Source organism: Actinokineospora alba (assembly GCF_004362515.1).
GTDB lineage: Bacteria > Actinomycetota > Actinomycetes > Mycobacteriales > Pseudonocardiaceae > Actinokineospora > Actinokineospora alba.
In genome coordinates this window covers 254,014-278,764 of the sequence record NZ_SNXU01000001.1, presented here as the reverse complement: position 1 = coordinate 278,764, position 24,751 = coordinate 254,014, and the positions used below count along the sequence as shown (strand labels likewise).

The 24,751-nt window shown below is 70.6% G+C and carries 22 protein-coding genes; 10 read left to right on the top strand and 12 right to left on the bottom strand.

What is annotated here, in order from left to right:
- Position 1: 1 nt before the first annotated feature.
- The 4 genes from C8E96_RS01285 to C8E96_RS01270 all read right to left on the bottom strand — a co-directional run bounded on the left by C8E96_RS01285 (position 2) and on the right by C8E96_RS01270 (position 4,265).
- Positions 2–430, bottom strand: a complete 429-nt coding sequence (locus tag C8E96_RS01285) for a CBS domain-containing protein (protein ID WP_091370631.1) — start codon at positions 428–430, stop codon at positions 2–4.
- Between the two features lie 75 nt (positions 431–505).
- Complete coding sequence (locus tag C8E96_RS01280) at positions 506–1,840, bottom strand: maltokinase N-terminal cap-like domain-containing protein (RefSeq protein WP_091370633.1); 1,335 nt, start codon at positions 1,838–1,840, stop codon at positions 506–508.
- Positions 1,837–3,630, bottom strand: a complete 1,794-nt coding sequence (gene treS, locus C8E96_RS01275; RefSeq protein WP_091370635.1) for a maltose alpha-D-glucosyltransferase — start codon at positions 3,628–3,630, stop codon at positions 1,837–1,839. The genes C8E96_RS01280 and treS overlap by 4 nt, the downstream gene beginning before the upstream one ends.
- Positions 3,631–3,680: 50 nt before the next feature.
- Positions 3,681–4,265, bottom strand: a complete 585-nt coding sequence (locus C8E96_RS01270; protein ID WP_091370637.1) for a TetR/AcrR family transcriptional regulator — start codon at positions 4,263–4,265, stop codon at positions 3,681–3,683.
- A 16-nt stretch (positions 4,266–4,281) separates the two neighbouring features.
- Between C8E96_RS01270 and C8E96_RS01265 the strand changes: the two genes are divergently transcribed.
- On the top strand, positions 4,282–4,686 hold the full coding sequence (locus C8E96_RS01265) for a DUF6463 family protein (RefSeq protein WP_133794101.1): 405 nt from the start codon (positions 4,282–4,284) through the stop codon (positions 4,684–4,686).
- Here the strand turns inward: C8E96_RS01265 and C8E96_RS01260 are convergent.
- On the bottom strand, positions 4,676–6,637 hold the full coding sequence (locus C8E96_RS01260) for a maltotransferase domain-containing protein (protein ID WP_091370641.1): 1,962 nt from the start codon (positions 6,635–6,637) through the stop codon (positions 4,676–4,678). The two genes, C8E96_RS01265 and C8E96_RS01260, sit on opposite strands and share 11 nt — an antisense overlap.
- Positions 6,638–6,877: 240 nt before the next feature.
- Between C8E96_RS01260 and glgP the strand changes: the two genes are divergently transcribed.
- The 6 genes from glgP to C8E96_RS01230 all read left to right on the top strand — a co-directional run bounded on the left by glgP (position 6,878) and on the right by C8E96_RS01230 (position 15,851).
- Positions 6,878–9,409, top strand: a complete 2,532-nt coding sequence (gene glgP / locus C8E96_RS01255) for an alpha-glucan family phosphorylase (protein WP_091370643.1) — start codon at positions 6,878–6,880, stop codon at positions 9,407–9,409.
- Positions 9,410–9,503: 94 nt separating this feature from the next.
- Positions 9,504–10,736 (top strand): ATP-grasp domain-containing protein, encoded by a 1,233-nt coding sequence (locus C8E96_RS01250; protein ID WP_091370645.1) that lies wholly within the window; start codon positions 9,504–9,506, stop codon positions 10,734–10,736.
- Positions 10,733–12,406, top strand: coding sequence for an IucA/IucC family protein (locus C8E96_RS01245; RefSeq protein ID WP_091370647.1), 1,674 nt, complete (start codon positions 10,733–10,735; stop codon positions 12,404–12,406). Before C8E96_RS01250 ends, C8E96_RS01245 begins: the two co-directional genes overlap by 4 nt.
- Positions 12,407–12,408: 2 nt before the next feature.
- Positions 12,409–14,166 (top strand): IucA/IucC family protein, encoded by a 1,758-nt coding sequence (locus C8E96_RS01240; protein WP_091370648.1) that lies wholly within the window; start codon positions 12,409–12,411, stop codon positions 14,164–14,166.
- A gap of 12 nt (positions 14,167–14,178) precedes the next feature.
- Positions 14,179–15,384 (top strand): type III PLP-dependent enzyme, encoded by a 1,206-nt coding sequence (locus C8E96_RS01235; RefSeq protein ID WP_228769682.1) that lies wholly within the window; start codon positions 14,179–14,181, stop codon positions 15,382–15,384.
- A 17-nt stretch (positions 15,385–15,401) separates the two neighbouring features.
- Positions 15,402–15,851: a hypothetical protein gene (locus C8E96_RS01230; protein ID WP_228769683.1), complete on the top strand. Its 450-nt coding sequence runs from the start codon at positions 15,402–15,404 to the stop codon at positions 15,849–15,851.
- Here the strand turns inward: C8E96_RS01230 and C8E96_RS01225 are convergent.
- Both C8E96_RS01225 and C8E96_RS01220 read right to left on the bottom strand, forming a co-directional pair.
- On the bottom strand, positions 15,823–16,698 hold the full coding sequence (locus C8E96_RS01225) for an SDR family oxidoreductase (RefSeq protein WP_091370650.1): 876 nt from the start codon (positions 16,696–16,698) through the stop codon (positions 15,823–15,825). The two genes, C8E96_RS01230 and C8E96_RS01225, sit on opposite strands and share 29 nt — an antisense overlap.
- Positions 16,695–17,120 carry a nuclear transport factor 2 family protein gene (locus C8E96_RS01220; protein WP_091370652.1) on the bottom strand — a complete coding sequence of 142 codons (426 nt, stop codon included), beginning with the start codon at positions 17,118–17,120 and terminating at the stop codon, positions 16,695–16,697. The genes C8E96_RS01225 and C8E96_RS01220 overlap by 4 nt, the downstream gene beginning before the upstream one ends.
- Positions 17,121–17,179: 59 nt before the next feature.
- Between C8E96_RS01220 and C8E96_RS01215 the strand changes: the two genes are divergently transcribed.
- Entirely contained in the window at positions 17,180–17,827 is a 648-nt protein-coding gene (locus C8E96_RS01215; RefSeq protein ID WP_228769684.1) for a TetR/AcrR family transcriptional regulator, read from the top strand.
- A 2-nt stretch (positions 17,828–17,829) separates the two neighbouring features.
- Here the strand turns inward: C8E96_RS01215 and C8E96_RS01210 are convergent, their stop codons facing one another.
- From C8E96_RS01210 to C8E96_RS01195, 4 genes are all read right to left on the bottom strand, one after another.
- The gene (locus tag C8E96_RS01210) at positions 17,830–18,939 is read right to left on the bottom strand and encodes a tetratricopeptide repeat protein (RefSeq protein WP_133794099.1); all 1,110 of its coding nucleotides are present in this window, start codon (positions 18,937–18,939) and stop codon (positions 17,830–17,832) included.
- Positions 18,940–19,044: 105 nt separating this feature from the next.
- Positions 19,045–19,650, bottom strand: coding sequence for a phosphoribosylanthranilate isomerase (locus C8E96_RS01205; protein ID WP_091370656.1), 606 nt, complete (start codon positions 19,648–19,650; stop codon positions 19,045–19,047).
- A gap of 273 nt (positions 19,651–19,923) precedes the next feature.
- Positions 19,924–20,319, bottom strand: coding sequence for a rhodanese-like domain-containing protein (locus C8E96_RS01200; RefSeq protein ID WP_091370658.1), 396 nt, complete (start codon positions 20,317–20,319; stop codon positions 19,924–19,926).
- Positions 20,316–20,855: a cysteine dioxygenase gene (locus C8E96_RS01195; protein ID WP_091371366.1), complete on the bottom strand. Its 540-nt coding sequence runs from the start codon at positions 20,853–20,855 to the stop codon at positions 20,316–20,318. The genes C8E96_RS01200 and C8E96_RS01195 overlap by 4 nt, the downstream gene beginning before the upstream one ends.
- A gap of 81 nt (positions 20,856–20,936) precedes the next feature.
- Between C8E96_RS01195 and C8E96_RS33030 the strand changes: the two genes are divergently transcribed.
- Positions 20,937–21,134, top strand: coding sequence for a hypothetical protein (locus C8E96_RS33030; protein ID WP_091370660.1), 198 nt, complete (start codon positions 20,937–20,939; stop codon positions 21,132–21,134).
- A 566-nt stretch (positions 21,135–21,700) separates the two neighbouring features.
- Here the strand turns inward: C8E96_RS33030 and glgX are convergent.
- Positions 21,701–23,818: a glycogen debranching protein GlgX gene (gene glgX / locus C8E96_RS01185; RefSeq protein ID WP_091370662.1), complete on the bottom strand. Its 2,118-nt coding sequence runs from the start codon at positions 23,816–23,818 to the stop codon at positions 21,701–21,703.
- 72 nt (positions 23,819–23,890) lie between these two features.
- Here glgX and C8E96_RS01180 point away from each other — a divergent pair, with 72 nt between their 5' ends.
- Positions 23,891–24,718 (top strand): ABC transporter ATP-binding protein, encoded by an 828-nt coding sequence (locus C8E96_RS01180; RefSeq protein WP_091370663.1) that lies wholly within the window; start codon positions 23,891–23,893, stop codon positions 24,716–24,718.
- Positions 24,719–24,751: the final 33 nt, after the last annotated feature.

The window sequence follows — 24,751 nt, the reverse complement described above, 5'->3', positions numbered from 1 at the left end:
GTCACCCTTGGGCTATGTAGGACTGGAGCTGGTCGCGGGCGGTCTCCAACTGGCTGATGCGGGTCTTCACGACGTCGCCGATGCTGACGATGCCTGCGAGCTTGCCCTCGACCACCACTGGCATGTGGCGGATCCGTCGGTCGGTCATGGTCTCGGCGAGGGCGTCGACGCTCTCCTCCGGGCCACACGTGACCACGTCCACTGTCATGATGTCAGCCACGGTCGCGTTCAGCAGATCGCCGCCGCGCTCATCGAGCCTGCGCACGATGTCGCGCTCGGAGACGATCCCGACGACCGAATCGGCGTCGACGACCACCAGGGCGCCGACGTTGTGCTCGGCCAGGGCTCTGATCAGCCCGGCCACCGAGGTCCCGGGGTCGACCGTGGCCACCTTCGCACCCTTGACACGCAACACATCGGAGATCCGCATGCAGGCCACCTCGATCCTGGTCGTCGCATCACGCCTTGTCGATCAGGTTAACCACGTTCGGGTCCCGCCGAAACCTCACGTTCGGCGCAATGCTGTCAATGGCACCCGAACCCAGTCGGGCCGGTTGCGGTGCTCATAGGCCACCTCGTAGACCGCTTTGTCCAGCTCGAAGGCCCGCAGGAGCACCGCCTGGTCGCGCGGGTCGGCCCCGGCCACCGAGGCGTAGCCCTCGCAGAATGACGCGCGGTTGCGGTCGCTCCACTCGGTCGCCCGGGTGGTCCGCTGGTGGTCGTCGTCGGCTCCGAGCAGGGCGAACGCGGCGTAGTCGAAGGACCGCAGCATGCCCGCGACATCGCGCAGCGGTGATCTGGTCTTCGCCCGGTCGGTCGCGAGCGCGGCGGGCTCGCCCTCGAAGTCGATCAGCACCCAGCCGGTCGCCGTGCGCAGCACCTGGCCCAGGTGCAGGTCGCCGTGGATCTGCTGGATCGGCTGGCTTTCGCGCAGGTGGCGGACTTCGTCGAAGGCCGCGCGGAGCATCGGCTCGAACTCGGCCAGTTCCGGCACCTCCGCGGTGACGGCGTCGAGCCTGCCGTGCATCACCTCCACGGCCTCCGTGAGCCGGTCGGGGCTGACCAGCTCCGTGCCCAGGGTCGCGGCCAGGTCGGCGTGCACCTGGGCCACGGCCATGCCCAGCCGGAAGGACTCGCCCGCGAAGTCGCCGCCGACCTCGCCCGCATGCAGGTCGCCCTCGGCCAGCAGGTCGCGGACGCTGGCCGTGGCCGTCGCCCATCCCTCGGCGGCGTCGGCGAGGTAGCGCTGGGCGAAGCCGTAGACCAGCTCGTCGTCCTCGATCACCGCCATCGGCTCGGCCACCTGCGCGCTGCCCACCCGGTGCAGCGCCCGGTGCAGCTCGACATCACGGTTGGGCCGCGGGCCGGGACGGCGGAACAGCTTGAGGATGTAGTGGTAGCCGAACACGATCGACGTGTTGCTCTGCTCGACGCCGATCGGCCGCGCGCGCAGCCCGGTGACCAGCTCGACGTCGGGCTCCGTCGTCCAGTGGATGCCGCCCTGGTCGGCCCCGATGGCCATCAGGTCCAGCAGCCTGCCCATCAGCTCGCCGTCCTGGGTGGCGTCGTAGGCGTAGGACTCGCCGAGTTTGCCGATCACCGTGTGCGCCAGGTGCTCGGGCGGGTCGTCGCGCACCCCGATGAGCAGCTGGTAGCGCTCGCCGTCGACGTCGATCACGGCGTGCAGCAGCGCCGGGTCGTCATCGGTCAGCATCACCGCGCGCTCGATGAGGACCTCGCCCAGTTCGGTGCCCTTGGCCGCGAACCAGCGCTGGCCGGGCAACCACGCGCGCAGGTCGTCGGCCAGGGACTCGACGGCGTGCAGGGGACGGGTGCTCAAGGACCTTCGCCCTCCTCAGGAGTGAGCTGGAACCAGTAGAAGCCGTGGCCGGGCAGGGTGAGCAGGTACGGCAGCTCACCGATCGGCGGGAACCGGACACCGCCGGTCAGCTCGACCGGAACCCACCCGGCGTGCTCGGACAGGTGCAGCTCGACCGGCTGCGGGAAGCGGGACAGGTTGTTCACGCAGATCACGACGTCGCCGTCGTGCCTGCGCAGGTAGGCGAGCACGCTCGGGTTTGACGAGCCCAGCTCCGTGAAGTCGCCGAGCCCGAACGCCGGGTGCTCCTTGCGGACCTGCAGCATCCGCCGGGTCCAGTGCAGCAGCGAACTGGTGTTGTTCATCTGCGCCTCGACGTTGACCGCCTGGTACCCGTAGACCGGGTCCGCGATCGCGGGCAGGTAGAGCCGCGCCGGGTCACAGCGGGAGAAACCCGCGTTGCGGTCGAGCGACCACTGCATGGGCGTGCGGACGGCGTCGCGGTCGCCGAGCCAGATGTTGTCGCCCATGCCGATCTCGTCGCCGTAGTAGAGGACCGGCGACCCCGGCAGCGACAGCAGCATCGCCGTGAACAGCTCCATCTGGTTGCTGTCGTTGTCCAGCAAGGGAGCCAGCCGTCTGCGGATGCCGATGTTGGCCTTCATCCGCGGGTCCTTGGCGTACTCCGCGTACATGTAGTCGCGTTCCTCGTCGGTGACCATCTCCAGGGTCAGCTCGTCGTGGTTGCGCAGGAAGATCCCCCACTGGGCGCCGTCGGGGATGGACGGTGTCTGGGCGAGGATCTCCGAGATCGGGAACCGCGACTCCCGGCGCACCGCCATGAAGATCCGCGGCATCAGCGGGAAGTGGAACGCCATGTGGCACTCGTCGCCGCCCTTGTCCGGGTCGCCGAAGTACTCCACGACGTCGGCGGGCCACTGGTTGGCCTCGGCGAGCAGCACCCGGCCCGGGTACTCGTCGTCGACGACTTTGCGGCACTGCTTGAGGAACTCGTGTGTGCGCGGCAGGTTCTCGCAGTTGGTGCCTTCCTCTTCGAACAGGTAGGGCACGGCGTCGAGCCGGAAGCCGTCGATGCCGATGTCGAGCCAGAACCGCAGCACGTCGAGCATCGCCTCGGCGACTTCGGGGTTCTCGTAGTTGAGGTCGGGCTGGTGGGCGAAGAAGCGGTGCCAGTAGAACTGGCCGCGCACCGGGTCGTAGGTCCAGTTGGACGTCTCGGTGTCGACGAAGATGATTCGCGCGTCGGAGTAGGCCTCGTCGGTGTCGGACCAGACGTAGTAGTCGCCGTAAGGCCCGTCCGGGTGCTGTCGGGACTCCTGGAACCACGGGTGGGCGTCGGAGGTGTGGTTGAGGACCAGGTCGGTGATCACCCGGATGCCGCGCTTGTGGGCCTGGTCGAGCAGGTAGACGAAGTCGTCGACGGTGCCGAATTCGGGCAGCACCGCGCGGAAGTCGCTGATGTCGTAGCCGCCGTCGCGCAGCGGTGAGGCGTAGAACGGCGGCAGCCACAGGCAGTCGACGCCGAGCCACTGGATGTAGTCCAACTTGTCGGCGAGGCCGCGCAGGTCGCCGGTGCCGTTGCCGTCGGAGTCGTTGAACGCCCGGCAGAGCACCTCGTAGAAGACAGCGCTTTTGTACCAGAGCAGGTCTTGCGGAACGGTGCGCGCGTGTTTGAAGTCCTCGGCTTGCGGCTCGGTGAGGTGACCGTCGGCGGTCAGCGCCTCACCGGTGTGCGGGATGCCTTCGAGACCCAATGCCGCGTCCGGCGCGGTGGCGTCGTGAACCGTCATCTCGTGTCGCCCTCGTCGTAGGTGGCGGTTTCCTCATGCGTACCACGCGGTCAGCGTGGAAGCAGACCTCGGTCGACGACGGACATCACCCGTCTGGCGGCGTCGGCGGCCTGCTCGGCGGCGATCTGGCCGTCCACCACCAGTGATGTCAGGCCGTGCATCACGCACCGCATAGTCAGCATGACGTCTTCGGGATCTTGCGGCTGGACGACTCCCGCGATCTGGGCGTTTCGCAGCGCCTCGCGGAAGATCTCGGTGAGCCCGCTCTCGGCGGCGGCGAGCCCGGGATGGGCGGTGCGGTCGACCGGGCCGAACATCAGCCGGTAGAGCTGCGGCTCCCGCAGGGCGAACTCGAGGTACGCGGCGCCGACCTGGTGCAGCGCGTCGAGGCTCGGTTCGTTCGGTGTCATGGCTTCGGCCAGTTCGACGAAGCCCTGTTCGGCCACACCCGCGAGCAGGGCGTCGCGGTCGGCGAAGTGCCGGTAGGGCGCGGCGGGGGACACCTCGGCCCGCGCGGCGACCCCGCGCAGGGTGAGTTTCGCCGGTCCGGTCTCGCGAACCAACTCGCGCGCGGCGGTGATCAGCGCGCGTCTCAGGTCGCCGTGGTGGTATGGCTTGCCAGCCGATGTTGACATCGTTCACATCCTCCATGTGAACAACGTAAACATTACCCGCGCGGCAGGCTGGATCGCCATCGTGGGCAGCGCCTTCCATCTCGTCGCCACCCCGTTCTCGCGGGGTTCGGCCTGGTCCGAGGTGTTCTCTCAGGGCTGGTGGAACACCGTGACCCTCGAACCGACGCCCGAGCGGTTACCCGTGGCGGAGGCCTTCTGGCTCACCCCGGGCAGCTTCGCCGCACCGTTGCTGCTGTTCGGCGCACTGGTCGTGTGGTCGGCGAACCAGGGACACCGCGTCCCCGCCGCCTTCGGCTGGGGCATCACGGCCTGGGGTGTCCTCGCTGTCAGCCTGCTGCCCGCGTCGCCGGGATGGATGTTCCCGCTGATCGGCGGGTTGATCATCGCCGGTGACCGGCAGCGGGTGAAGGTCAGCGCCTGAGGTGCACGATGTGGGCGACGGCGTTCCACGGGTCGAGCCGGACGTAGTTCGCCGCCCCCCACAGCCAGGTCTGGCCGGACACCTCGTCGAACGCCGTATAGGACCCGTGCGGGTCCAGGCCGAGCGCGCCGAGGTCGAGCCACACCGTGCCCTCCTGCGTGACGTTCGGGTCGAGGGTCACGACCGTGACCACGGTGTCGCCGGTGGCCGGATCGGTCTTCGAGTAGGCGATCAGCGCGTCGTTGTCCACATGGTGGAACCGCAGGGTCCGCAGTTGCTGCAGCGCCGGGTGCGCCCGGCGGATCGCGTTGAGCCGGGTGATCCACGGCTGCAGCGAGCGCCCGTCGGCCAGCGCCCGCGCGTAATCGCGCGGCCGTAGCTGGTACTTCTCCGAGTCGAGGTACTCCTCGCTGCCCTCGCGGACGGCCTGGTGTTCGTACAGCTCGTAACCGGAGTACACACCCCACGTGGGCGCCGTCGTCGCGGCCAGCGCGGCCCGGATGGCGAACATCGCCGGGCCGCCGTGCTGCAGCGACGCGTGCAGGATGTCGGGGGTGTTGACGAACAGGTTCGGCCGTGCCTCGTCGGCGTGCTCGACCAAGTCGACGCCGAAGTCGATCAGGTCCTGCTTGCTCGTGCGCCACGTGAAGTACGTGTAGGACTGGGTGAAACCGAGTCGCGCCAAGCCGTAGAGCCGCGCGGGCCGGGTGAACGCCTCGGACAGGAACAGCACGCCCGGGTCGACCGCCTTGACCTGCTTGATCAGCCACTCCCAGAAGTCCGGCGGCTTGGTGTGCGGGTTGTCGACCCGGAAGATCCGCACCCTGTGCTCGACCCACAGCAGGACAACGCGCAACGTCTCCGCGTAGAGGCCCTCCGGGTCGTTGTCGAAGTTGATCGGGTAGATGTCCTGGTACTTCTTCGGCGGGTTCTCCGCGTAGGCGATCGACCCGTCCGGGCGGGTGGTGAACCACTCCGGGTTCGACGTGACCCACGGGTGGTCCGGCGCGCACTGCAGCGCGAAGTCGAGCGCCACCTCGAGGTCGAGTTCCCGCGCCCGGGCGACGAACGCGTCGAAGTCCTCGAACGTCCCCAGCTCCGGGTGGATCGCGTCGTGGCCGCCGTCGGCCGACCCGATGGCCCACGTGGAGCCGACGTCGCCGGGCTGGGACAGCACACTGTTGTTGGGGCCCTTGCGGTTCACCGCGCCGATGGGGTGGATCGGCGGCAGGTACACCACGTCGAAGCCCATGTCCGCGACCCGGTCCAGTTCCTTGATCGCGGTCCTGAACGTGCCGTGCACCGCCTGCCCGTTGGCGTCCACTCCGCCGGTCGAACGCGGGAAGAACTCGTACCAGGAGCCGTAGAGCGCGGTCTTGCGGTCGACCCACATCTGCTGCGGCTTGCCCTTGGTCAACAACTCCCGCACCGGGTGCTCGGTCATCACCCGGTGCACCGCTTCGGAGACCGCCTCGGCGATACGCGCGGGCAGCGGCAGCGAGACATCACGCAGCGCGCGCGCCGCGGACGCGAGCAGTTTGCGGTCGGTGTTGCGGTCCGGCCTGCGGGAGACCCGCTCCAGCAGCCGCGCGCCGGATTCCAGGTCGTTGGCGAGTTCCTCGGGCCCCTGCGCCGCCGCGACCTTCACCTCGACCGCGTGCCGCCACGTGGCCCACGGATCGCTCCAGGCGTCGACGCGGACCGTCCACAGACCGGTGTGGTCGGGAACGATGTCGGCGGTGAACCGGTCTTCGGAGAAGGGTTTCATCGCGGTGCGGCGGGCCCTGCCGTCGCCGGGCCCTCTCCAGGTCACCGTGGCCGCCACGGCGTCGTGTCCCTCCCGCCACACGGTCGCGCGCACGGGTATGTGCTCGCCGACCACGGCCTTGGAGGGGTAACGACCGCACGACACGATCGGGGAGACGTCATCGATTGCCAGCCGACCGCTCACCGGTCAGGCTCCTCTCGTTGCGGGTCCTGCTCCCTAGTCTGCCTTGCTCGATCCAGGTCTACTGAACAACCCGGTGAATGACCCGCTTCCGCGACCCGCCTGCGGCAATGTTTCGCTCGTGGCGATGCCCTTCTGGTGACGCATCGGCGGTGGTCATGGCCCTTGTGGACACGGCCCGTCACCGACGCGGCCGCTACTGGTGGCTTGCTCGATCCAGTCTGGCCGCTAGTGTCGTGCTCCGTGAGAGCCGTACGCCGATTCACCGTCCGTGCCGGTCTTCCCGAGCAGCTTGCCGATCTCGGCACGCTTGCCACGAACCTGCGCTGGACGTGGCACCCGCCCACCCAGGACCTCTTCGCCGCCGTCGACCAGGACATCTGGCAGCGCGTCGGCGGGGATCCGCTGCACCTGCTCGCGCAGGTTCCCGCCGAGCGGCTCGAGCGGCTCGCGGGGGACGAGGAGTTCCTCGGCCGCGTGCGGGAGATCTCCGACGACCTGCGCGACTACATGGAGGCGCCGCGCTGGTACCAGAACCGCGCCCAGGAGGTCGACGGGACGAGATTCCCCGCGGCCATCGCCTACTTCTCGATGGAGTTCGGCGTCACCGAGGCGCTGCCGAACTACTCCGGCGGGCTGGGCGTGCTCGCCGGTGACCACCTCAAGGCCGCGTCGGACCTCGGCGTGCCGCTGATCGGTGTCGGCCTGCTCTACCGCTCCGGCTACTTCCGCCAGTCGCTCTCGCTCGACGGCTGGCAGGTCGAGCACTACCCGGTCATCGACCCCAGCGGGCTGCCGCTGGAGCCGCTCGCCGAGCCGTCCGGCGCGCCCATCCTGGTGCACGTCGCGATGCCGGGCGGGCGCATTCTGCGGGCCCGGATCTGGAAGGCGCAGGTCGGCCGGGTGCCGCTGCTGCTGCTCGACTCGGACATCGAGGAGAACTCCGACGATCTTCGCGGCGTCACCGACCGGCTCTACGGCGGCGACCAGGACCACCGCATCCGCCAGGAGATCCTCGCGGGCATCGGCGGCGTCCGCGCGGTGCGCACCTACTGTGAGCTGACCGGCACCCCGCAGCCCGAGGTGTTCCACACCAACGAGGGCCACGCCGGGTTCCTCGGCCTGGAGCGGGTCCGCGAACTGGTCTCCGGGCACAACCTCGACGTCGACCAGGCGCTGTCCGCCGTGCGCGCGGGGACCGTGTTCACCACGCACACCCCCGTGCCCGCGGGCATCGACCGGTTCCCGATCGATCTCGTGCAGCACTACTTCGGCGACGAGTCCCTGCTGCCCGGGATCGATCTGCGCCGCATCCTCTCCCTCGGCGCCGAGGAGAACGCGGGCATGTTCAACATGGCGCACATGGGCCTGCGCCTCGCGCAGCGCGCCAATGGCGTCTCCAAGCTGCACGGCGCGGTGAGCCGGTCCATGTTCGGCGGTTTGTGGCCGGGCTTCGACACCGACGAGGTGCCGATCTCGTCGGTCACCAACGGCGTCCACGGCCCCACGTGGGCCGCCGTCGAGATGGCGTCGGCCTTCGACGAGGAAGACCCGTCGTCGGTCATCGAGTCGATGAGCGACGCCGAGCTGTGGAAGCTGCGGTGCGGGCTGCGTGAGCGGCTCGTCGGCGAGGTCCGCAGGCGGGTGCGCGCGGCGTGGCTGCAGCGCGGGGCGTCGGCGCTCGAACTGAACTGGACCGACTCGGTCTTCGACCCGGACGTGCTCACCGTCGGCTTCGCCCGCCGGGTGCCGACGTACAAGCGGCTCACGCTCATGCTCCGCGACCCGGAGCGCCTGCGGGCGCTGCTGCTGCACCCGGAACGCCCGGTGCAGCTCGTCGTCGCGGGCAAGTCGCACCCGGCCGACGACGGCGGCAAGGCGCTGATCCAGCAGATCGTCCGGTTCGCCGACGACGCCGGGGTCCGCCACCGCATCGTCTTCCTGCCCGACTACGACATGTCGATGGCCCGCTACCTGTACTGGGGCTGCGACGTCTGGCTCAACAACCCGATGCGCCCGCTGGAGGCGTGCGGCACCTCCGGTATGAAGGCGGCGCTGAACGGCGGCCTCAATCTGTCCATTCGGGACGGTTGGTGGGACGAGTTCTACGACGGCAGCAACGGCTGGGCCATTCCGACCGCCGACGGCGTCACCGACCCGGTCCGTCGCGACGACCTGGAGGCGGCGGCGCTCTATGAGCTGCTCGGTTCGCAGGTCGCACCGCTGTACTACGACCGCGACCAGGGTGGGGTGCCCAGCCGCTGGATGGCGATGGTGCGCCACACCCTGATGTCGCTCGGCCCGCAGGTGCAGGCCTCGCGCATGGTCCGCGAGTACGTCGAGGCGCACTACGCGCCCGCGGCCACCGCGGGCGCGCTCGCGCAGGTCGACGGCTTCCGGGCCGCCAAGGACCTCGCGGAGTACCGGCGGCGGCTGTCCGGTTCGTGGCCGCACATCCGGGTCACCAGCTGCGAGCTCTCGCTCGACGAGGGGCAGATGCCGGTGATCGGCGACCGGGTCCAGGTGCAGGCCTCGGTCGACCTGGCCGGACTCGACCCGCATGACGTCGAGGTGCAGGCGGTGGTCGGCCGGGTCAGTGACGCGGACGAACTGAGCGACGTGGTGACCGCCACGATGCGGCCGGTCGGGTCCGGGCGGTACTCGGCGGAGATCTCACTCCCGCACGCGGGCGCGCTCGGGGTCACCGCGCGGGTGCTGCCCAAGCACGGTCTGCTCGCCACGCACGCGGAACTGGGCAAGGTCGTGCTCGCCTGACCCGATCGGGCTGTATCGGGCCGTCGGCTTGACCTTGCCCAGGGAAGATCGTTAGGTATAGCTAACCTAACGTCCATTCTTCGAGGGGTCCCGTTTGCGGCTCTACGTCACCGCGCTTCCGCCGACTGACGCGGTCACCCACGGTCTGCTCCCGGCCGCCGCCCGGCTCGGTCTGGAGACGGTGCTGCTGACCGACCGTGTCGAGGCGCACCGGGAGGCGTACCGCGGCCTTGACTGTCCGCCGGTTGTGGTCGAGGCGGACGTGCGCGACCCGGGTGCGGTGGCCGCGCGGGTACGGGCCCTGGCCTCCCGGTTCGGCAGGCCCGCGGGCCTGCTCAGCAACAGCGACCACCTGCAAGCGGTGACCGCGCTCGCCGCGGAGTTGCTGGGGCTGCCCGCGAAACCGTGGGCGGCGGCGGTGCGCTGCAAGAACAAGGCGCTCGCCCGGTCGGTCCTGGCCGAGGCCGGGTTGGACGTGGTGCGCTGCGGCCAGCTCGATCCGGCGCTGCCGTTGTCCGAACTGGCAAGCCTGGCCGTGCCGTTCCCCGCGGTGGTCAAACCGCGCGAAGGCGTGGCCAGCGAGGACGCGCTGCTCGTCACCGACTTGGCCGACCTCGCCGCCCGAGTCGCCGAGATCAGGACTCGCAGGCCCGAGGCGACCCTGGTCGTCGAGGAGTACCTGGCCGGTGACGTAAGGACCTACGACACGCTCGGCGACGGGAAATCGCTGTACCACTTCGGTTCCTGGCGGACCAGCCTCGGCGCCCCGCCACACTTCGCCGAGACCCGCATGGAGTGGGCACCGCGGCTGCCGCCCGCCGTCGAGGCGCACCTGCGCGCCCAACTCGCCGCGCTCGGCGTCGGATTGGGCGCGTGCCACACGGAGTTCGTCGTCGACGGCGACCGGGCGCGGATCATCGAGGTCAACTACCGGCTCATCGGCGACACCATGGACCTGATCTGCGCCGAGCTGCTCGGCATCGACCTGTTCGCCCAGGTGATCCGACTGCATCTGGGGGAGTCCCTGCCCGCCGGGCTGCCCGACCCGGTGGGTCTGGCCCGGCACGCCAGGGTGGACTACGTGACGGCGGACCGCGCGGGTGTCCTGGTCGCCGCGCCGCCCGCAGGCGAGTTCACCGTCGACGGGGTCCGGTTGGGGCACCGGCGGATGCGGGACGTGGGGGTCGCGGCGGACTGGCACGGCACGAACCGCGACTACCTGTCCGCGGTGCACGCGATCGGACCCGATCGGTCCACAGTGGACAAGACGGTTGAAGAGTTCCTCGCCGGACAGCGCTGGGTGATCGAACCCGTGGTGGCGGCGTGACGGTCGAGGCTGAGCTGCTCCGCCGGGTGGTGGACGCGCTGCTGCGCGAGGATCACCTCGGTCTGGCCGAGCGGGGTGCACTCGGTGATCGGCCCGCGGGCCAGGACTGGGCAGGGCCATGGTGGTGCGCGCCGCTGCCACGGGAGCGGCGGGTGCACCTGCCGGTGGAGCCGGACGGGTTCCTTGCCGAGTACCGGCTCGCACGTCCCTTGGTCGTCGTGGCCGGGCAGGTGCTCGACACGCTTGCCGAGGTGTTGGCCGCACTCGCGCCCGCGGACGACCCGGAGGCGGAGCAAGGCTGGGCGGATTTCGTCGAAGAGTGTGCGCAAACGCTTGCTGTCGTGCGGCTGCACGAGACGGCGCGCGGCGAGTTGTACGCCAAGATCAGGGCGGAGCCCGGCGCCGAAGGGTTTCGTGAGCTGCTGCACCACGAGTCGCTGGCCGCGCTGCGCGACCACCCCGTGCACCCGACCGGCCGCTGCCGCTGGGGCCTCGACGAGGCCGACCTGCGCCGCTACGCGCCGGAGTTCCTGCCCGAGCTAAAGGTCGGCTGGACCACCGTCCCCCGGGACTCGGTGCGGCTCTCGCCGACGCTGGCCGCCCGGCTCCCGGACTGGTGGCCCGAAGCGGCCGTCGGTCACCTCGCGGTGCCGGTGCATCCGTTGACCGGAAACGTGGACGGGTCGCTGCTCGCGACACCGACGTTGTCGACTCGCACGGTGGCACTCGCCGACCACCCCGGCGTCCACCTCAAGCTGCCGATGCCGACCGCCACCCTCGGCAAACGCAACAGCCGCACCATCAAGCCCGGCACGCTGGCCGACGGCGACACCGTGCACCGGCTGCTGCGGGCGATCCTGGACCGCGAACCCGCGCTGCGCGAACGGATCCTGCTCGCCGACGAGTCAGCCTGGCTCGACAGCGCCGACGACCTGCTCGCCGTGCTGGTCCGCCGCTATCCCGCCGACCTTGAGGACGACACGCTCGCACCCGTCGCCGCGCTGCTCGCCGAAGACCCGGCGACCCCAGGCGGCACGCTGCTCGACGCGTTCGCCGCCCGGCACACCGGCGGCGACACCGACGCCTGGCTCGACACCTACCTGACTCTGCTGCTCGACTGGCATGTCGCGCTGTGGGTCCGCTACGGCGTGGCGCTGGAGGCGCACCAGCAGAACATCACCGTTGCCATGGCCGACCGTGATCCCTGGCTTCGCTTGGTCTACAAGGACGACGACGGCGCGCGGATCGACTGCGAGCGCCTCTCCGAAGCGCTGGGGCTCCCCGTGACGCCGGACTCGTTCGCCGATCAGCGGATGTGCGTCACCGGCGAGGACGACCTCGCCGACCTGTTCATCACGATCACCCTGCACCTGTGCGCGGGCGCGCTGATCGTCGAGCACGCGGGCGACGACCTGGCGCGCCGGGCGCGGTTGTTCGCCTTGCTGCGGAACAGGATCGAGCAGGCGCTGGTCCGCTGGACCGTCTTGGCCGACCCCAGGTCCGTCGCGGCGGCCGAAGCGGTGCGCAGGCGGGTGCTGGAGGCGGAACACTTACCGGTCAAGGCGATGGTCACCGCCGGGACCCTGCTTCCCAAGCACCGCCTCGGCTGCACGGACATCAACAAGCACTACCGCCACGCCGGCCCGAACTATCTGCGCCCCAGGAGCTGATCTTGACCGCCTCGACCACCGCCGCGGCGGGTCTGAGCGTCGACACCGCTGATCTGCTGACCGCCCACACGATTCTCGGCTGCCTTGTCCGGGAAGTCGCCGGACCCGAACGGCGGACGGGGATCGTCGACCGCTTCCTCGTGGTGCACCTGCCCTATACCGGCCGCACGCTGCGGGCCCGGCTGCGCCGCGCGTCCACCGTCGCGGCACACCGCTTCACCGGGCCCGTCCAGTCCGAACAGGACGATGGCGGGTGGCGGTCGTGCGCCGCCGACGAACTGGCCGCGCTGATCGACGCCGAACTCACCCTGCGCACCGGCCACGGGAACGACGAGTTCGCCGGGCAGGTCGCGGCCAGCCGTGACGCGCTCGAGGACATCCTGCGCACCCGGCCGAAGTCCGCCGACCGGCCGGTGCCGGGATCCGCGGGCGCCTACCTCGACTCCGAACAGTCCTTGGTGGCCGGGCATCCGCGCCACCCGACGCCGAAGTCGCGGTCCGGCGGCTCCGAGCAGTGGCGGCGCTACGCCCCCGAGTCGCGGTCGGCGTTCCCGTTGCGTTGGCTGGCCGCACCCGCCGAACTTGTCCGCGACCACGCCGTCGACGACCTGGGGTTCGATGGGCACGCGCGGACCGCGGACTTGCCTGTGCCAGAAGGATTCCGCGCGCTCCCGGTGCACCCGTGGCAGTTCGCGCTGATGTCCGCCGACAACGCCGCGGGCCCGATCCTGCGCGCGGCGATGGCGGCGGGCGCGCTGCGCGACCTCGGCGAGACGGGCCCCCAGTTCCATCCGACGGCCAGCGTTCGCACGCTCTACCAGCCTGAAACCGACCTGTTCCTCAAGACCAGCCTCAACGTGCGGATCACCAACTGCCTGCGCAAGAACTCCGACTACGAACTCGCGGGTGCCGTCGAACTCACCCGGCTGCTCGCCGAACCGTGCGCACGCGTGACGCGCGAACACCCGGGATTCGGGTTCCTGCCCGAGCCCGCCGCGCGCACCGTCGACCTCCCCGCTCGTTACGGCGACAGGCGGGGGCGGCACGCGCTGCTGGAGGGATTCGGCACCATCGTGCGCGGCGGCCTGGGCGAGCACCTCGGTGGCCAGGTGCACCTCGCGGGCGCCCTCGCCGCCGAGCACCGCGATCCGGTGGGAACCCGAACGCGCTTGGCCGATCTCGTCGGGACGGCGAACGTCGAGGCGTGGGCGCTGCGGTGGTGGCACCGGTACACGAACCTGCTTGTCCCGCCGGTCCTGAGCCTGTGGGCCGAACACGGCGTGGTGCTGGAACCGCACCCGCAGAACGTGCTGGTCGTGCTCGGCCCGGACAGCATGCCGGTGCGGGTGCTCGCCCGTGACCTGGAAGGCACGAAGCTCCTCACCGACCGGCACCTGGACACCCTCGCCGCGCTGCCCGCCGACGTCGCCCGCGCGGTGGCCTACGACGACGAACGCGCGTGGAACCGGATCGCCTACTGCCTTTTCGTCAACCACCTGACCGAGTTCGCGGGCGCCCTCGCCGATCTGGTGCACGAGTCGGCGCCGGGGATGTGCCGGTTCGAGGACCGGCTGTGGTCCGACCTCGGCGACACGGTGGCCGCGGTGAGCCGCGCCTTGGGGAACCCGCCGCGGCTGCGGGCGCTGCTGACCGGGATTCCGTTGCCCGCCAAGACGAATCTGCTCGTCCGGTGGGAGCGCCAAGCCGACCGGCAGGCGGGCTATGTCCCCTTTCCCAACCCGATCGGCCGCCTTCTCTGAAAGGAAGACCCGTTGACGAGTGTCCTGCCCGCCGCGGTCCTCGCGCCCGCCGGCACCCCGCTGACCGACCGGGTCGCCGAAGCCGTTCGGGAGTTGGACGGGTCGCCGACCTACGTCTACGACCTGGCGCACCTCGACGCCCACGTGACGGCGATCCGGGCGGCGCTCGGGTCCGTGGAGCTGATCCACGCCGTGAAGGCGAACCCGGACCCAGGCCTGCTGCGGGTGATCGCACGTCATGTCGACGGCCTGGAGGTGGCCAGCGGGGGCGAGTTGGCGCACGTGCTGCAGGTGGCGCCGGATATCCCGCTCGCCTTCGGCGGTCCCGGGAAGACCGACACGGAACTCACCGCCGCCCTGAACGCGAGGGTGGACCGCTTCCACGTGGAAAGCCTGAACGAACTGCGCCGGCTGGACGTTCTCGCCAGGGACCTGGGCACCCGTGCGCGGGTGCTGCTGCGGGTGAACCTCCCGACCGGCGGCGCCCCCGGCGTGCTGACCATGGGTGGGCGCCCGAGCCCGTTCGGCATGGACCCGGCCGAAGCGGACGCCTGCGCGGGAGCGCTGGAGTCGTTGCCCGGCATCGACTTCGTGGGCGTCCACGCGCACCTGGCCAGCGGCTTGGACCCGGAGCCGTGTGCCGCGCAGGGGGTCGCCATCCACCGCTGGGCGGTCGACTTCGCGTGTCGGCACGGACTGCCGCTGGCCGAGGTCAACATCGGTGGTGGCATGAACGTCGACTACCTGCGGCCCGAACGGGTCTTCGACTGGGCCGACTACGCCCGGCAGCTTCCCGTGCTCCCGGGCGGTCCCGTGGTGAGGATCGAGCCGGGTCGCGCGGTGAGTGCCTACTCCGGTTGGTACGCCACGGAAGTCCTGGATGTAAAGCAGAGCCACGGCGAGTGGTTCGCCATCTGCGCGGGCGGCACCCACCATCTGCGCACCCCGGCCGCGAAGGGCCACGACCAGCCGCTCGCGGTGCTGCCGGTGGACCGCTGGGACCGCCCGTGGGCCCGCTCCGGCACCGACAACCCGGTCACCTTCGTCGGCCAGCTGTGCACCCCGAAGGACGTGCTCGCGCGTTCGGTCCGGGCGAGTCGGGTGCGGGTCGGCGACAAGGTGGTGTTCGCCCTGGCCGGGGCGTACGCGCAGAACATCAGCCACGTGGAGTTCCTGATGCACGACCGCCCCGCCGTGACCCACGTCGGCGGCCGCTGACCTGCGACACTTACACCGTGGACCCCGAACACCGCACCCGTGGCGCGCTCCGCGCAGGCCTGCTGGCTGGAGTCCTGAGTGGAGCGCCTTCGACCGCGTGGGCGATTGTCGCGGGCCAAGACCCGTTGGCCGCGACCAGAGCCGCGGGTTCGCTGATCCTGCCGAACGAAACCCGCCCCGGACGTCTCCTCGTCGCCGCCGTCGTCGTCCACACAGGCCTGTCGTTGGGCTGGGCCACGGCCCTCGCCACGACCCTGCCGAGACGGCACACGACGGCGGCGGGCGCGGTGGCCGGTCTCGCCATAGCCGCCCTCGACCTGGGGCTGATCGGGCGGCGGCTACCGCGGATCAGAGCGCTGCCGGTGTTGCCGCAGGTGGCCGACCATGTCGCCTTCGGCCTCGTGGCCGGGTCCGTCCTGGCCCGCACCCGGACACGGATCAACCGGCGTGCACCCGGTTCGCCGTGACGAAGCCGCGGACGTACTCGGCGAGCGGGGTCGGTGTGACGCCGTAGGTGCTCGCCAGGCCGCTCACGTCGAGTGGTGAGTCATACGTCTCGAGCATGGTGAGCAGTTCGGTGATGAACTCCGGCCTGCCGGGCACCGGCTCCCCGGGCTCGACAGTGTGCACGGGCACGGGATACCCCAGTTCCCGCTCGAAGGCCGCGATGATGTCGCGCCACGACAGCGGTTGAGGACCGCCGACGACGAGGGTCTGCCGCTGGGCTCGCGGGTGGTCGAGGGTCGCGCGGAGGTAGGCGGCCACATCGCGCATGGCCACATACGAGTGGTGGCGGCGACCGTCCCCGACCAGGGTCACGGGTTGGCCCGCCAGGGCAGGCCCGCCCACGACGATGGGGATCAGCTTGTCCATGTAGAGGTTCGGCTGCACCACCGTCCAGGCCATCCCGCTCTCCCGCAGACGCTGTTCGGTCTCGCCCTTCGCGTTGAGCAGCGGCAGCGGATGGCCGGGCCGCGCCCCGAGGGCGGAGACGAACAGGAAGCGGCGCACGCCCGCGGCCTCGGCGGCGTCGACAAGATCGAGGTTGCCTTGGCGGTCGACCGACTCGATGGTGTCGGCGCCGCCGCGGGCGGTGGCGTTGGCCGTGGTGACGACACTGTCCACACCCGCGCATGCCGTGGCGAGGGAATCCGGGTCTTTCAGGTCCGCGATCACCGGTTCGGCTCCCGCGGCGACGAGTTCGTCGTAGGGCGACCCTTCCCGCACCAGCACGCGCAAGGGCTTTCCGTCGTCGAGCAGTGTTCGGGTCAGGTGTCGGCCGAGCGAGCCGGTCGCTCCCGCTACCAGGATCATGACCCCTCCTTAGGGTCTGGTGTTCCGACAAGACGCTGGGTCGCCGCGTCGACGTCGCCGCTGACGGTCTCCACCGGCTCCAGGTAGAACCTCGACGAGCGGGCGAGGCCGCCCGCGACGGTGAAGACGACCACGCCGCGCATGAGGAACGCGCCGTCGTCGACGCGGGTCCCGGACAGCTCCCACTCGGTCCACAGGGTGTCCCCGTCGATCGCGGTGCGCGGGACGTCAGCGTGGATGTCGGGGACGCCGGCGAAGATCTGGGTCCAGTTGCGGCGCACTTGCTCACGACCGCGGAATCCGCGCTCGGGATGGACCGGGGTCTCGTTCACGTAGTCGGTGGCGAAGCAGGCCACGAGCGCGTCGAGATCGTGGCTGTTCACCGCGTGCAGCAGGTTTTCCAGCAGGTTCGAGTGGTTCATGGCCCACTCCCATTTCTGTTACCATCGCCTGTAACCAATACAGGAGTATGGAACGAATTATGGGACAGGTCAAGGGCAAGCGTCGCTACGACTCCAGTGGACGCCAAGAGCAGGCCCGCCGCAGCCGTGAGGCCATCCTTGAGGCCGCCGAGCGGCAGTTTCTGGACCAGGGCTACGCCCGCACCACGGTGTCCGCGATCGCCGGGGCCGCCGGGGTGTCGGTGGAAACGGTGTACAAGGCCTTCGGCGGCAAGGCCGGGCTGGTCCAAGCCATCTACGAACGAGGGTTGACCGGCCGGGGAACGGTCCCCGCTTACCAGCGTTCGGACGAGATGCGGGCGCAGGAGACCGACCCTGAGACGATCATGCGGAAGTGGGGTGTCCTCACCGCCGAGGTCGCCTCGCTCGTGACGCCGATCCGACTGCTCATGCGCGCCGCGGCGGCCACCGACCCCGAGATGGCCACGCTGCTGCGGGCCGGTGACGACGAGCGGCTCGAACGCATGCGGCACCACGCCCGGTTCCTCGATGGCCGCGGCTGGCTGCGGGCCGACGTCACCCTCGCGGAGGCCACCGACGTGCTGTGGACGTGCAGCTCAGCCGAACTCTATGAACTCCTCGTCATGAAACGTGGCTGGCCACTGTCCCGATTCGCCCGGTTCGTCACCGACTTCATGATCAGTTCGCTGTTGCCCGCCGACCGATAGAGTCAGGCGATGTCGAGGCGGCTGCGCAGGGTCGCCACGCGCGGCCACCAGGGGACCAGCTTCTCCGCCTCGGCCAACGCGGTCCGCGCCGCGCGGTTGTCGCCCGCCGTCATGTGGGCTCGGCCCAGGGTGGCCAGGTCGTCGGCGCGGCCCAGCCGGTCGTCGCCGGAGTCCGCGGCCAAGCGGGCCAGTGAGATCGCCCGGCTGGTGTTGCCCGACAGCAGTTCGTGCAGGGCTCGGGTGCCGTTCAGCTTGTGCTGGGGGTATCCGAGGGTCGTCGCGTTCTCGATGGCCGTGGCGGCGGTGCCGAGTCCGATCTCGGCGTCGAGCTGACCGGCTTCCACTGTGGCGCACGCCAACCCGCCCAGCGCGGCGAACGCCACGGCGGCCTCGGCGGGCGTCTGCTCGCGGTCCTCGACGATCGTCATCGCCACCATCATCGCCTCGGCGTACCGTCCCTGGGCTTGCAGCACCAGGACGCGGGCCGCCGTCGCCGTCCGCAGCGCCGGGTACTCGTCGCGGAGCCTGGCGGCGAGGTCGGCCGCGAGGTCGAGCTTGCCCTCCTGGGCGGCGTCGACGGTCTGGCCCACCAGCGGGGCGGCGTCGAGCTGCTGGGCGCGGACACCGGTGAGCGCCGGGAGCTTGAAGACCAACCAGCCGGTGGAGGTGGACGCCGCGGTCTTGCGCGGGACGAAGGCGTGCCCCACCGTGATCACACAGGCCACGGCGAGACCCGTCCAGAAGCCGGAAGGCGAGGCGAACGCCTGGAGCACGACCACGGCCGCGGTGACCACACCCGCGGCCATCGAGCACAGCGCGGCGCCCCACATGCGCCTGCGGGCGGGAGCGATCCCAGGACCCACCGACACCGACAGGAACAGCGGCACCGCACGCAACACGACAACCCGCCTCGGCGTCGTCCAGTCCTTGACGCGGGTGCCGACACCGATCACGACCCGATGCAGGCGCGCTCGCAGGGCGATGGCGCCGACAAGCAGTCCCAGTTGGAGCGCGAGGAGACCCACGAGGTGCCCGACAATCGCGCCCGCCAGTCCCCACGCGACCGGGCCCACGGACCGTTCGAGAACCGCGACGACCACCCCGGTGGCCACGGCCGAAAGGAACACAGGACCTGAGACCACTCGAAGTAACCGCACGATAGGCAGACGCTACCCGGCCACACCCGGTTCCCGCTCGCGTTCTCCGACGGGCCAGCGTCAGGTCGCGGAACGGGCCGCCTTGACGAAGTCCCGGATCAGACCGTGGTCCTTCACCCCGCGACTCGACTCGACCCCGCTGGAGACGTCGACACCCCAGGGCCGGGACGCGGCGATGGCGGCGCCCACGTTGGCCGGGTCGAGCCCGCCCGCGAGGATCCACTTCCCCTCGGGCCGGGCCCCGTCGAGGGTGGCGAGGTCCCATCGCTCGCCGGAACCCGCCACGGGGGAGTCGAGGAGCAGTAGGTCCTCGCCGAACGCGCCGACCTCGACGTCGGTCGTCGGCTTGAGCGCGGTCGCGCGGATGAGCTGGACCGGAACGCCCGCGAGCTCGGCGAAGGCCGTACGCGGGTAGTCGCCGTGCAGCTGGACCGCCCGCAGCCCCACGGCGACGGCGATCTCGCCCGCCGCGGTGGCCGACACGTCACTGAAGACACCGACAGTGAGCACACCGTCCGGAACCCGCCCGGCAAGACGCGCGGCCAATTCCGGATCCACGCGGCGCACACTTCGCTCGGCGAACACGAACCCGATGGCGTCCGCCCCCGCCTCCACCGCCGCGTCGACGTCCCCCACCGTCCGCACCCCACAAACCTTCACAAACATCCCCCGACCCTATAACCCCCGCGAGTCGCCCCCTCCGGCAAACGAGTCGCCCCTTCCGGCAAGTGAGTGGCCCCCTCCGGCAAGTAAGTTCAACATTCGCGCATCGCGAAAGGGTGACTCGTCGCCCGGAGGGGGCGGCTCACTTGCCGGAAGGGGGCGCTCACTTGCCGGAAGGGGGCGCTCACTTGCCGGAAGGGGGCGCTCACTTGCCGGAAGGGGGCACTCACTTGCCGGAGGGGGCGACTCGTTTGCCGGGAGGGGCGACTCGCGGGGTTAAGGGGTGGCCGGTGTTCCGCCGTCGTGGGTGGGGAGGCTGGCAGAGCTCCAGGCGCGGTAGCCGCCGATGAGGTCGGTGGCGTTGCGGAGGCCCAGTCGTTTGAGGTCGCGGGCGGCGAGGGAGGAGGCGTAGCCCTCGTTGCACAGGATGATCACGGTGGTGTCCTCGGTGAAGCCCGCGATCCGGTGTTCGCCGTGCGGGTCGAGCCGCCACTCCAGGTGGATGCGCTCGATCGGGATCGACCCGGGGATCTCGCCCTCCTCGACGCGGTTGACGACCGGGCGGATGTCGATGAACAGGGCACCCTCGTGGCGCAGGCGCTCCGCTGTCGCCGGGTCGACCCGGTCCAGGTCGGCCCGGGCCCGGGCGAGTTCGTCGTCGATGGCGCTCATCGGTTGTCCCGCTGCGTCGGAAGGGACGGAATGCTGTCGGGGACCTCGCGAAGGCTCCGGTACTCCCGGGTGGGGACCAGCGGCGGCGAGTACGCGTGCACGCTCGCTGCCATCCGACTGCCCACATTCTCCACCTGGTGGGCTCGTCCCGCACCGAAGGCGACGCTGGAACCCGTGCGGTGCCAGGCGTTGCGGATCGGCCCCGCCGGGTAGCGGAACGTCTCGGCGAGTTCGCCGGACAGCACGGTGAACGACCCGGTCGCACCCCCGTGGTCGTGCGGCGCCGTGCCCTGGCCCGGCAGCCAGGACAGCAGCCACAACTCGATTTCGTCGGTGACCGCGACCCGCGCCCACCAGCGCTGCGGACTGGAGAAGCGCACGACGTCGAGCAGCGGGCGGGACAGGCGGTTGGCCGTGGACGCGGTCAGCTGGCGCAGCTCGGCGGGTGTCCACACGGGACGTCGCGGGGCGATCAGGTTGCGCAGCGTGGGGGAGTCGAGACGGGGGTGGATGTCGAGATCGGCAAGGACCGGCATGCGGTGCTCCTGAGGTTCGTGTCGGGTGAGGACAGCGAAACGCGGCACGCCGGGGTGTGAGATCAGGGAGAGGCGGGCCGCGTGGCGGTACAGCCGCACGAGGCCACCAACTGGTGGTCGATCGTGCGGTCACGCCACAGCAGCGACCCGGTCATGCCGCCCATGCTGGCACGGTGGGCCGGTCGCGGCACCGCCTCCCACGTCGTGGAACCGATTGCCGTCGACCTGCGCGGTTTCGGCGACACCCACCCGGAACTTGGGCTTGCGTGGGCACCGTGATCCACAGGTAACGGCCTGTTGTCCACAGCCTGCGCGCACACCTTCACCCGCGCCGCCACCGCCGATAGACTGGCCAGGGGCAGCCCCCCAGTGGTGGGTGGGGGTTTGTTGTGCGGCTTGGGTGGGTGTTGGCCCTGGTCAGGGCTTGTGGAGCCCCGGGCGAGGCTGCGGTTGATGTCCTTTGTGGTCTTTCCTTCGGTGGTGCGGCGGGTTTTGTAGGCCTTGATTGTCGGCCAGCCGGCGAGGCGGCTGCGGATGGTGAGGTGCAGGGCTCGGTTGACTTGGCGGTCGCAGTCCCGGTCGGTCAGGTCGCGGCGGGCGGCGGCGACGGCAGGGCCGGTCGGGTGGCGCAGGTCCGCGGGCCAGGTTCGCCAGTCTCTGCGGTGGCGGTTGGTTGTGCCGCTGGAGGTGGGGATCTCGGGAAAGACACTCCAACAAGAGGTCGGGCGGGTGGAGAGCCAGGTCCCGTCAGGAACACCACGCCCCACCACCCTTACAGCAGCGGCGGGGCCACCTCATCCCCAGTTTGTTGTGGTCCGCGCGGACGCTTTCGTCGAAATGCGTGGTCAGGTCGACCGGGGTGCGCGCATCAGCAGTGTCATCCGGCCGGTCAGGTGCACCTTGTCGCCTGGGGCGCAAGGGGTCGCGTCGTCCGGGGTGCCTCGGCGGGTGCGGGTGTCCAGGGTCGGGACGAACCGCTCGCCGTAGCGCGCGGGTGGCAGGGTGAAGTCGATCGGGTCCTGTCCCGCGTGCAGGAGCAGCAGCCAGGAGTCGTCGGCCACGACGTCGCCCTCGCGGGTGCGGGAGAGGCATTCCGAGCCGTCGATCCACATTCCCAGGGTGCGCCGGGACTCGTCGAACCAGTCGTCGTCGGTCATCGGGGCGCCGTCGGGGCGGAACCAGACGAGGTCCGGTTCGCCGGACCTGGTGGGCCTGCCGTCGAAGAACTCCGGTTGGCGCAGCGCGGGGGAGTCGGCGCGCAGGGAGATCAGGTGGCGGGTGAACGCCAGCAGGTCCTCGCCGCGCGCGGTCGCCGACCAGTCGAGCCATGACGTGTGGTTGTCCAGGCAGTACGGGTTGTTGTTGCCGTGCTGCGTCCGCCACCGCTCGTCGCCCGCGGTGAGCATCGGGGTGCCGGTGGACAGCAGAAGCGTGCTGAGGATGTTGCGCGCCTGCCGGTCGCGCAGTTCCAACACCGCCTGGTCCTGGGTCTCGCCCTCGACCCCGCAGTTCCACGACCGGTTGTCGTCGGTGCCGTCCGCGCCGTGTTCGCCGTTCTCGTTGTTGTGCTTGTGGTTGTACGACACCAGGTCCCGCAACGTGAACCCGTCGTGCGCGGTGACGAAGTTGACCGACGCCCAGGGCCGACGCCCGTTCGCCGAGTACAGGTCCGACGACCCCGACAGCCGGTAGGCGACGTCGCGCAGCCCGGTCGCGCCGCGCCAGAAGTCGCGGGTGCCGTCGCGGAAGCGGCCGTTCCACTCCGCCCAGTTGACCCCGAAGCCGCCGACCCGGTAGCCGTCGCCGGTCGCGTCCCACGGCTCCGCGATCAGTTTCCGGTTGGCCAGCACCGGATCCGTGGTGATCGCCGTCAGCAGCGGCGCGTCCGGGTGGAAGGCGCCGCCGTGCGGCCTGCCGAGGACGCTGGCCAGGTCGATGCGGAACCCGTCGACGCCCATCTCCGTGGCGAAGTACCGCATCGAGTCGGTGATCAGCCGCACGGCCGTGGGCGATCCCGCGTCGATCGTGTTGCCGCACCCGGTGAGGTCGACGTCGTGCCCGTTCTCGCCCAGGACGTAGTACGCCGGGGCGTCCAGCCCGCGAAACGACACCGTCGGCCCGGCCGCGCCGCCCTCACAGGTGTGGTTGTAGACGACGTCGAGGATCACCTCGATGCCCGCCGCGTGCAGCGCCGCGACCATGGTCCGGAACTCCTCGACCTCCTTGCCGCGGCGCGACGCGTACGCCGCGTGCGGGGCGAGGAAACCCAGGCTCGCGTAGCCCCAGTAGTTGTGCCTGCCCGTGCGCAGCAGCAGCGGCTCGTCGGCGAAGCTGTGGACCGGCAGCAACTCGACCGCCGTCACGCCCAGCCGCAGCAGGTACTCGATCACCGCCGGGTGCGCCAGCCCCAGGTACGTGCCGCGCTGCTCCTTCGGCAGGTCCGGGTGCAGCTTGGTGAACCCGCGCACGTGCAGTTCGTAGATCACCGTCTCCTCGAACGGCACGTCCGGCCGCCGGCCGGTGTCGGGACCGCCCAGTGAGGTGACCACCGATAGGGGGACGGAGCCGAGCGAGTCGATCCGCGACGGCGGCCCGGTCATTGGGTCGCCCCGGTAGCCGCGGGTGGCGCCGAGGTCGGTGATCGTGCCGGTGATCCGGCGCGCGTACGGGTCGACGAGGAGCTTGGCCGGATTGCACCGCAGACCCCGGGCAGGCTCATACGGCCCGTGCACCCGGTAGCCGTACCGCTGCCCGGGCGTGACCCCCGGGACGGTCCCGTGCCAGACCCCGAACGTGCGCTCCGCCAGTTCGATGCGCCGCTCGACGCCACCCTCGTTGATCAGGCACAACTCGACCGCGTCGGCGATCGACGACGCGACGGAGAAGCGCACCCCACCCGCCTCCGGGTGCGCGCCGAGCGGGTAGGGATGGCCGGGCAGCAGACGTGGCTCGGAGTGGGTCACACCTCCATCCTGGCCCAAGGGCCCGACAACTGGTGACCCCGAGAGCCCCGGCCGTGTCGCGGCAAAGGCAGAATGGCCGCCGTGACCCCGCACACTGACGTCAGCACCGCTCCCGACGACCTGGTTGTGCACATGACGGACGTCGGCGTCCGTCGCGGCAGCACGGAACTCCTCAAAGGGGTGAACTGGAACGTCGAGCTCGATGAGCGCTGGGTGATCCTCGGCAGCAACGGCGCGGGCAAGACCACGCTCCTGCGGATGGCCGGCGCCGAGCTGCACCCGACCACCGGCGCCGTGCACGTCCTGGGTGAGCGACTGGGCAAGGTCGACGTCTTCGAGCTGCGCACCCGCATCGGCTTCTGTTCCGCCGCGCTCGCCGGCCGCGTGCCCGCCGAGGAGAAGGTGCTCGACGTCGTGGTCAGCGCCGGGTACGCCGTCCTCGGCCGCTGGCGCGAGGAGTACGACCAGCTCGACACCGGCCGCGCGGGTGAGCTGCTCAAGGCCATGGGCATCGCCCACCTGGCCGACCGCACCTTCGGCACCCTGTCCGAGGGCGAGCGCAAGCGCGCCATGATCGCCCGCGCCCTGATGACCGACCCCGAGCTGCTGCTCCTCGACGAGCCCGCCGCGGGCCTCGACCTCGGCGGCCGCGAAGACCTGGTCGCGCGCCTCTCGGAACTCGCGATGGACCCCGACGCCCCGGCGACCGTGCTGGTCACCCACCACGTCGAGGAGATCCCGCCCGGATTCACCCACCTGCTGCTGCTCTCGGCGGGCGGCGTGGTCGCCCAGGGCTTGATCGAGGACGTGCTGACCAGCGAGAACCTGTCCGCCGCGTTCGGCCAGGAACTCGAACTGGAGCGCTCCGGCGACCGGTACTTCGCCCGCCGCCGCAGCTGACTTTCGTACTGACAGGTAACCTTCGACGACGTG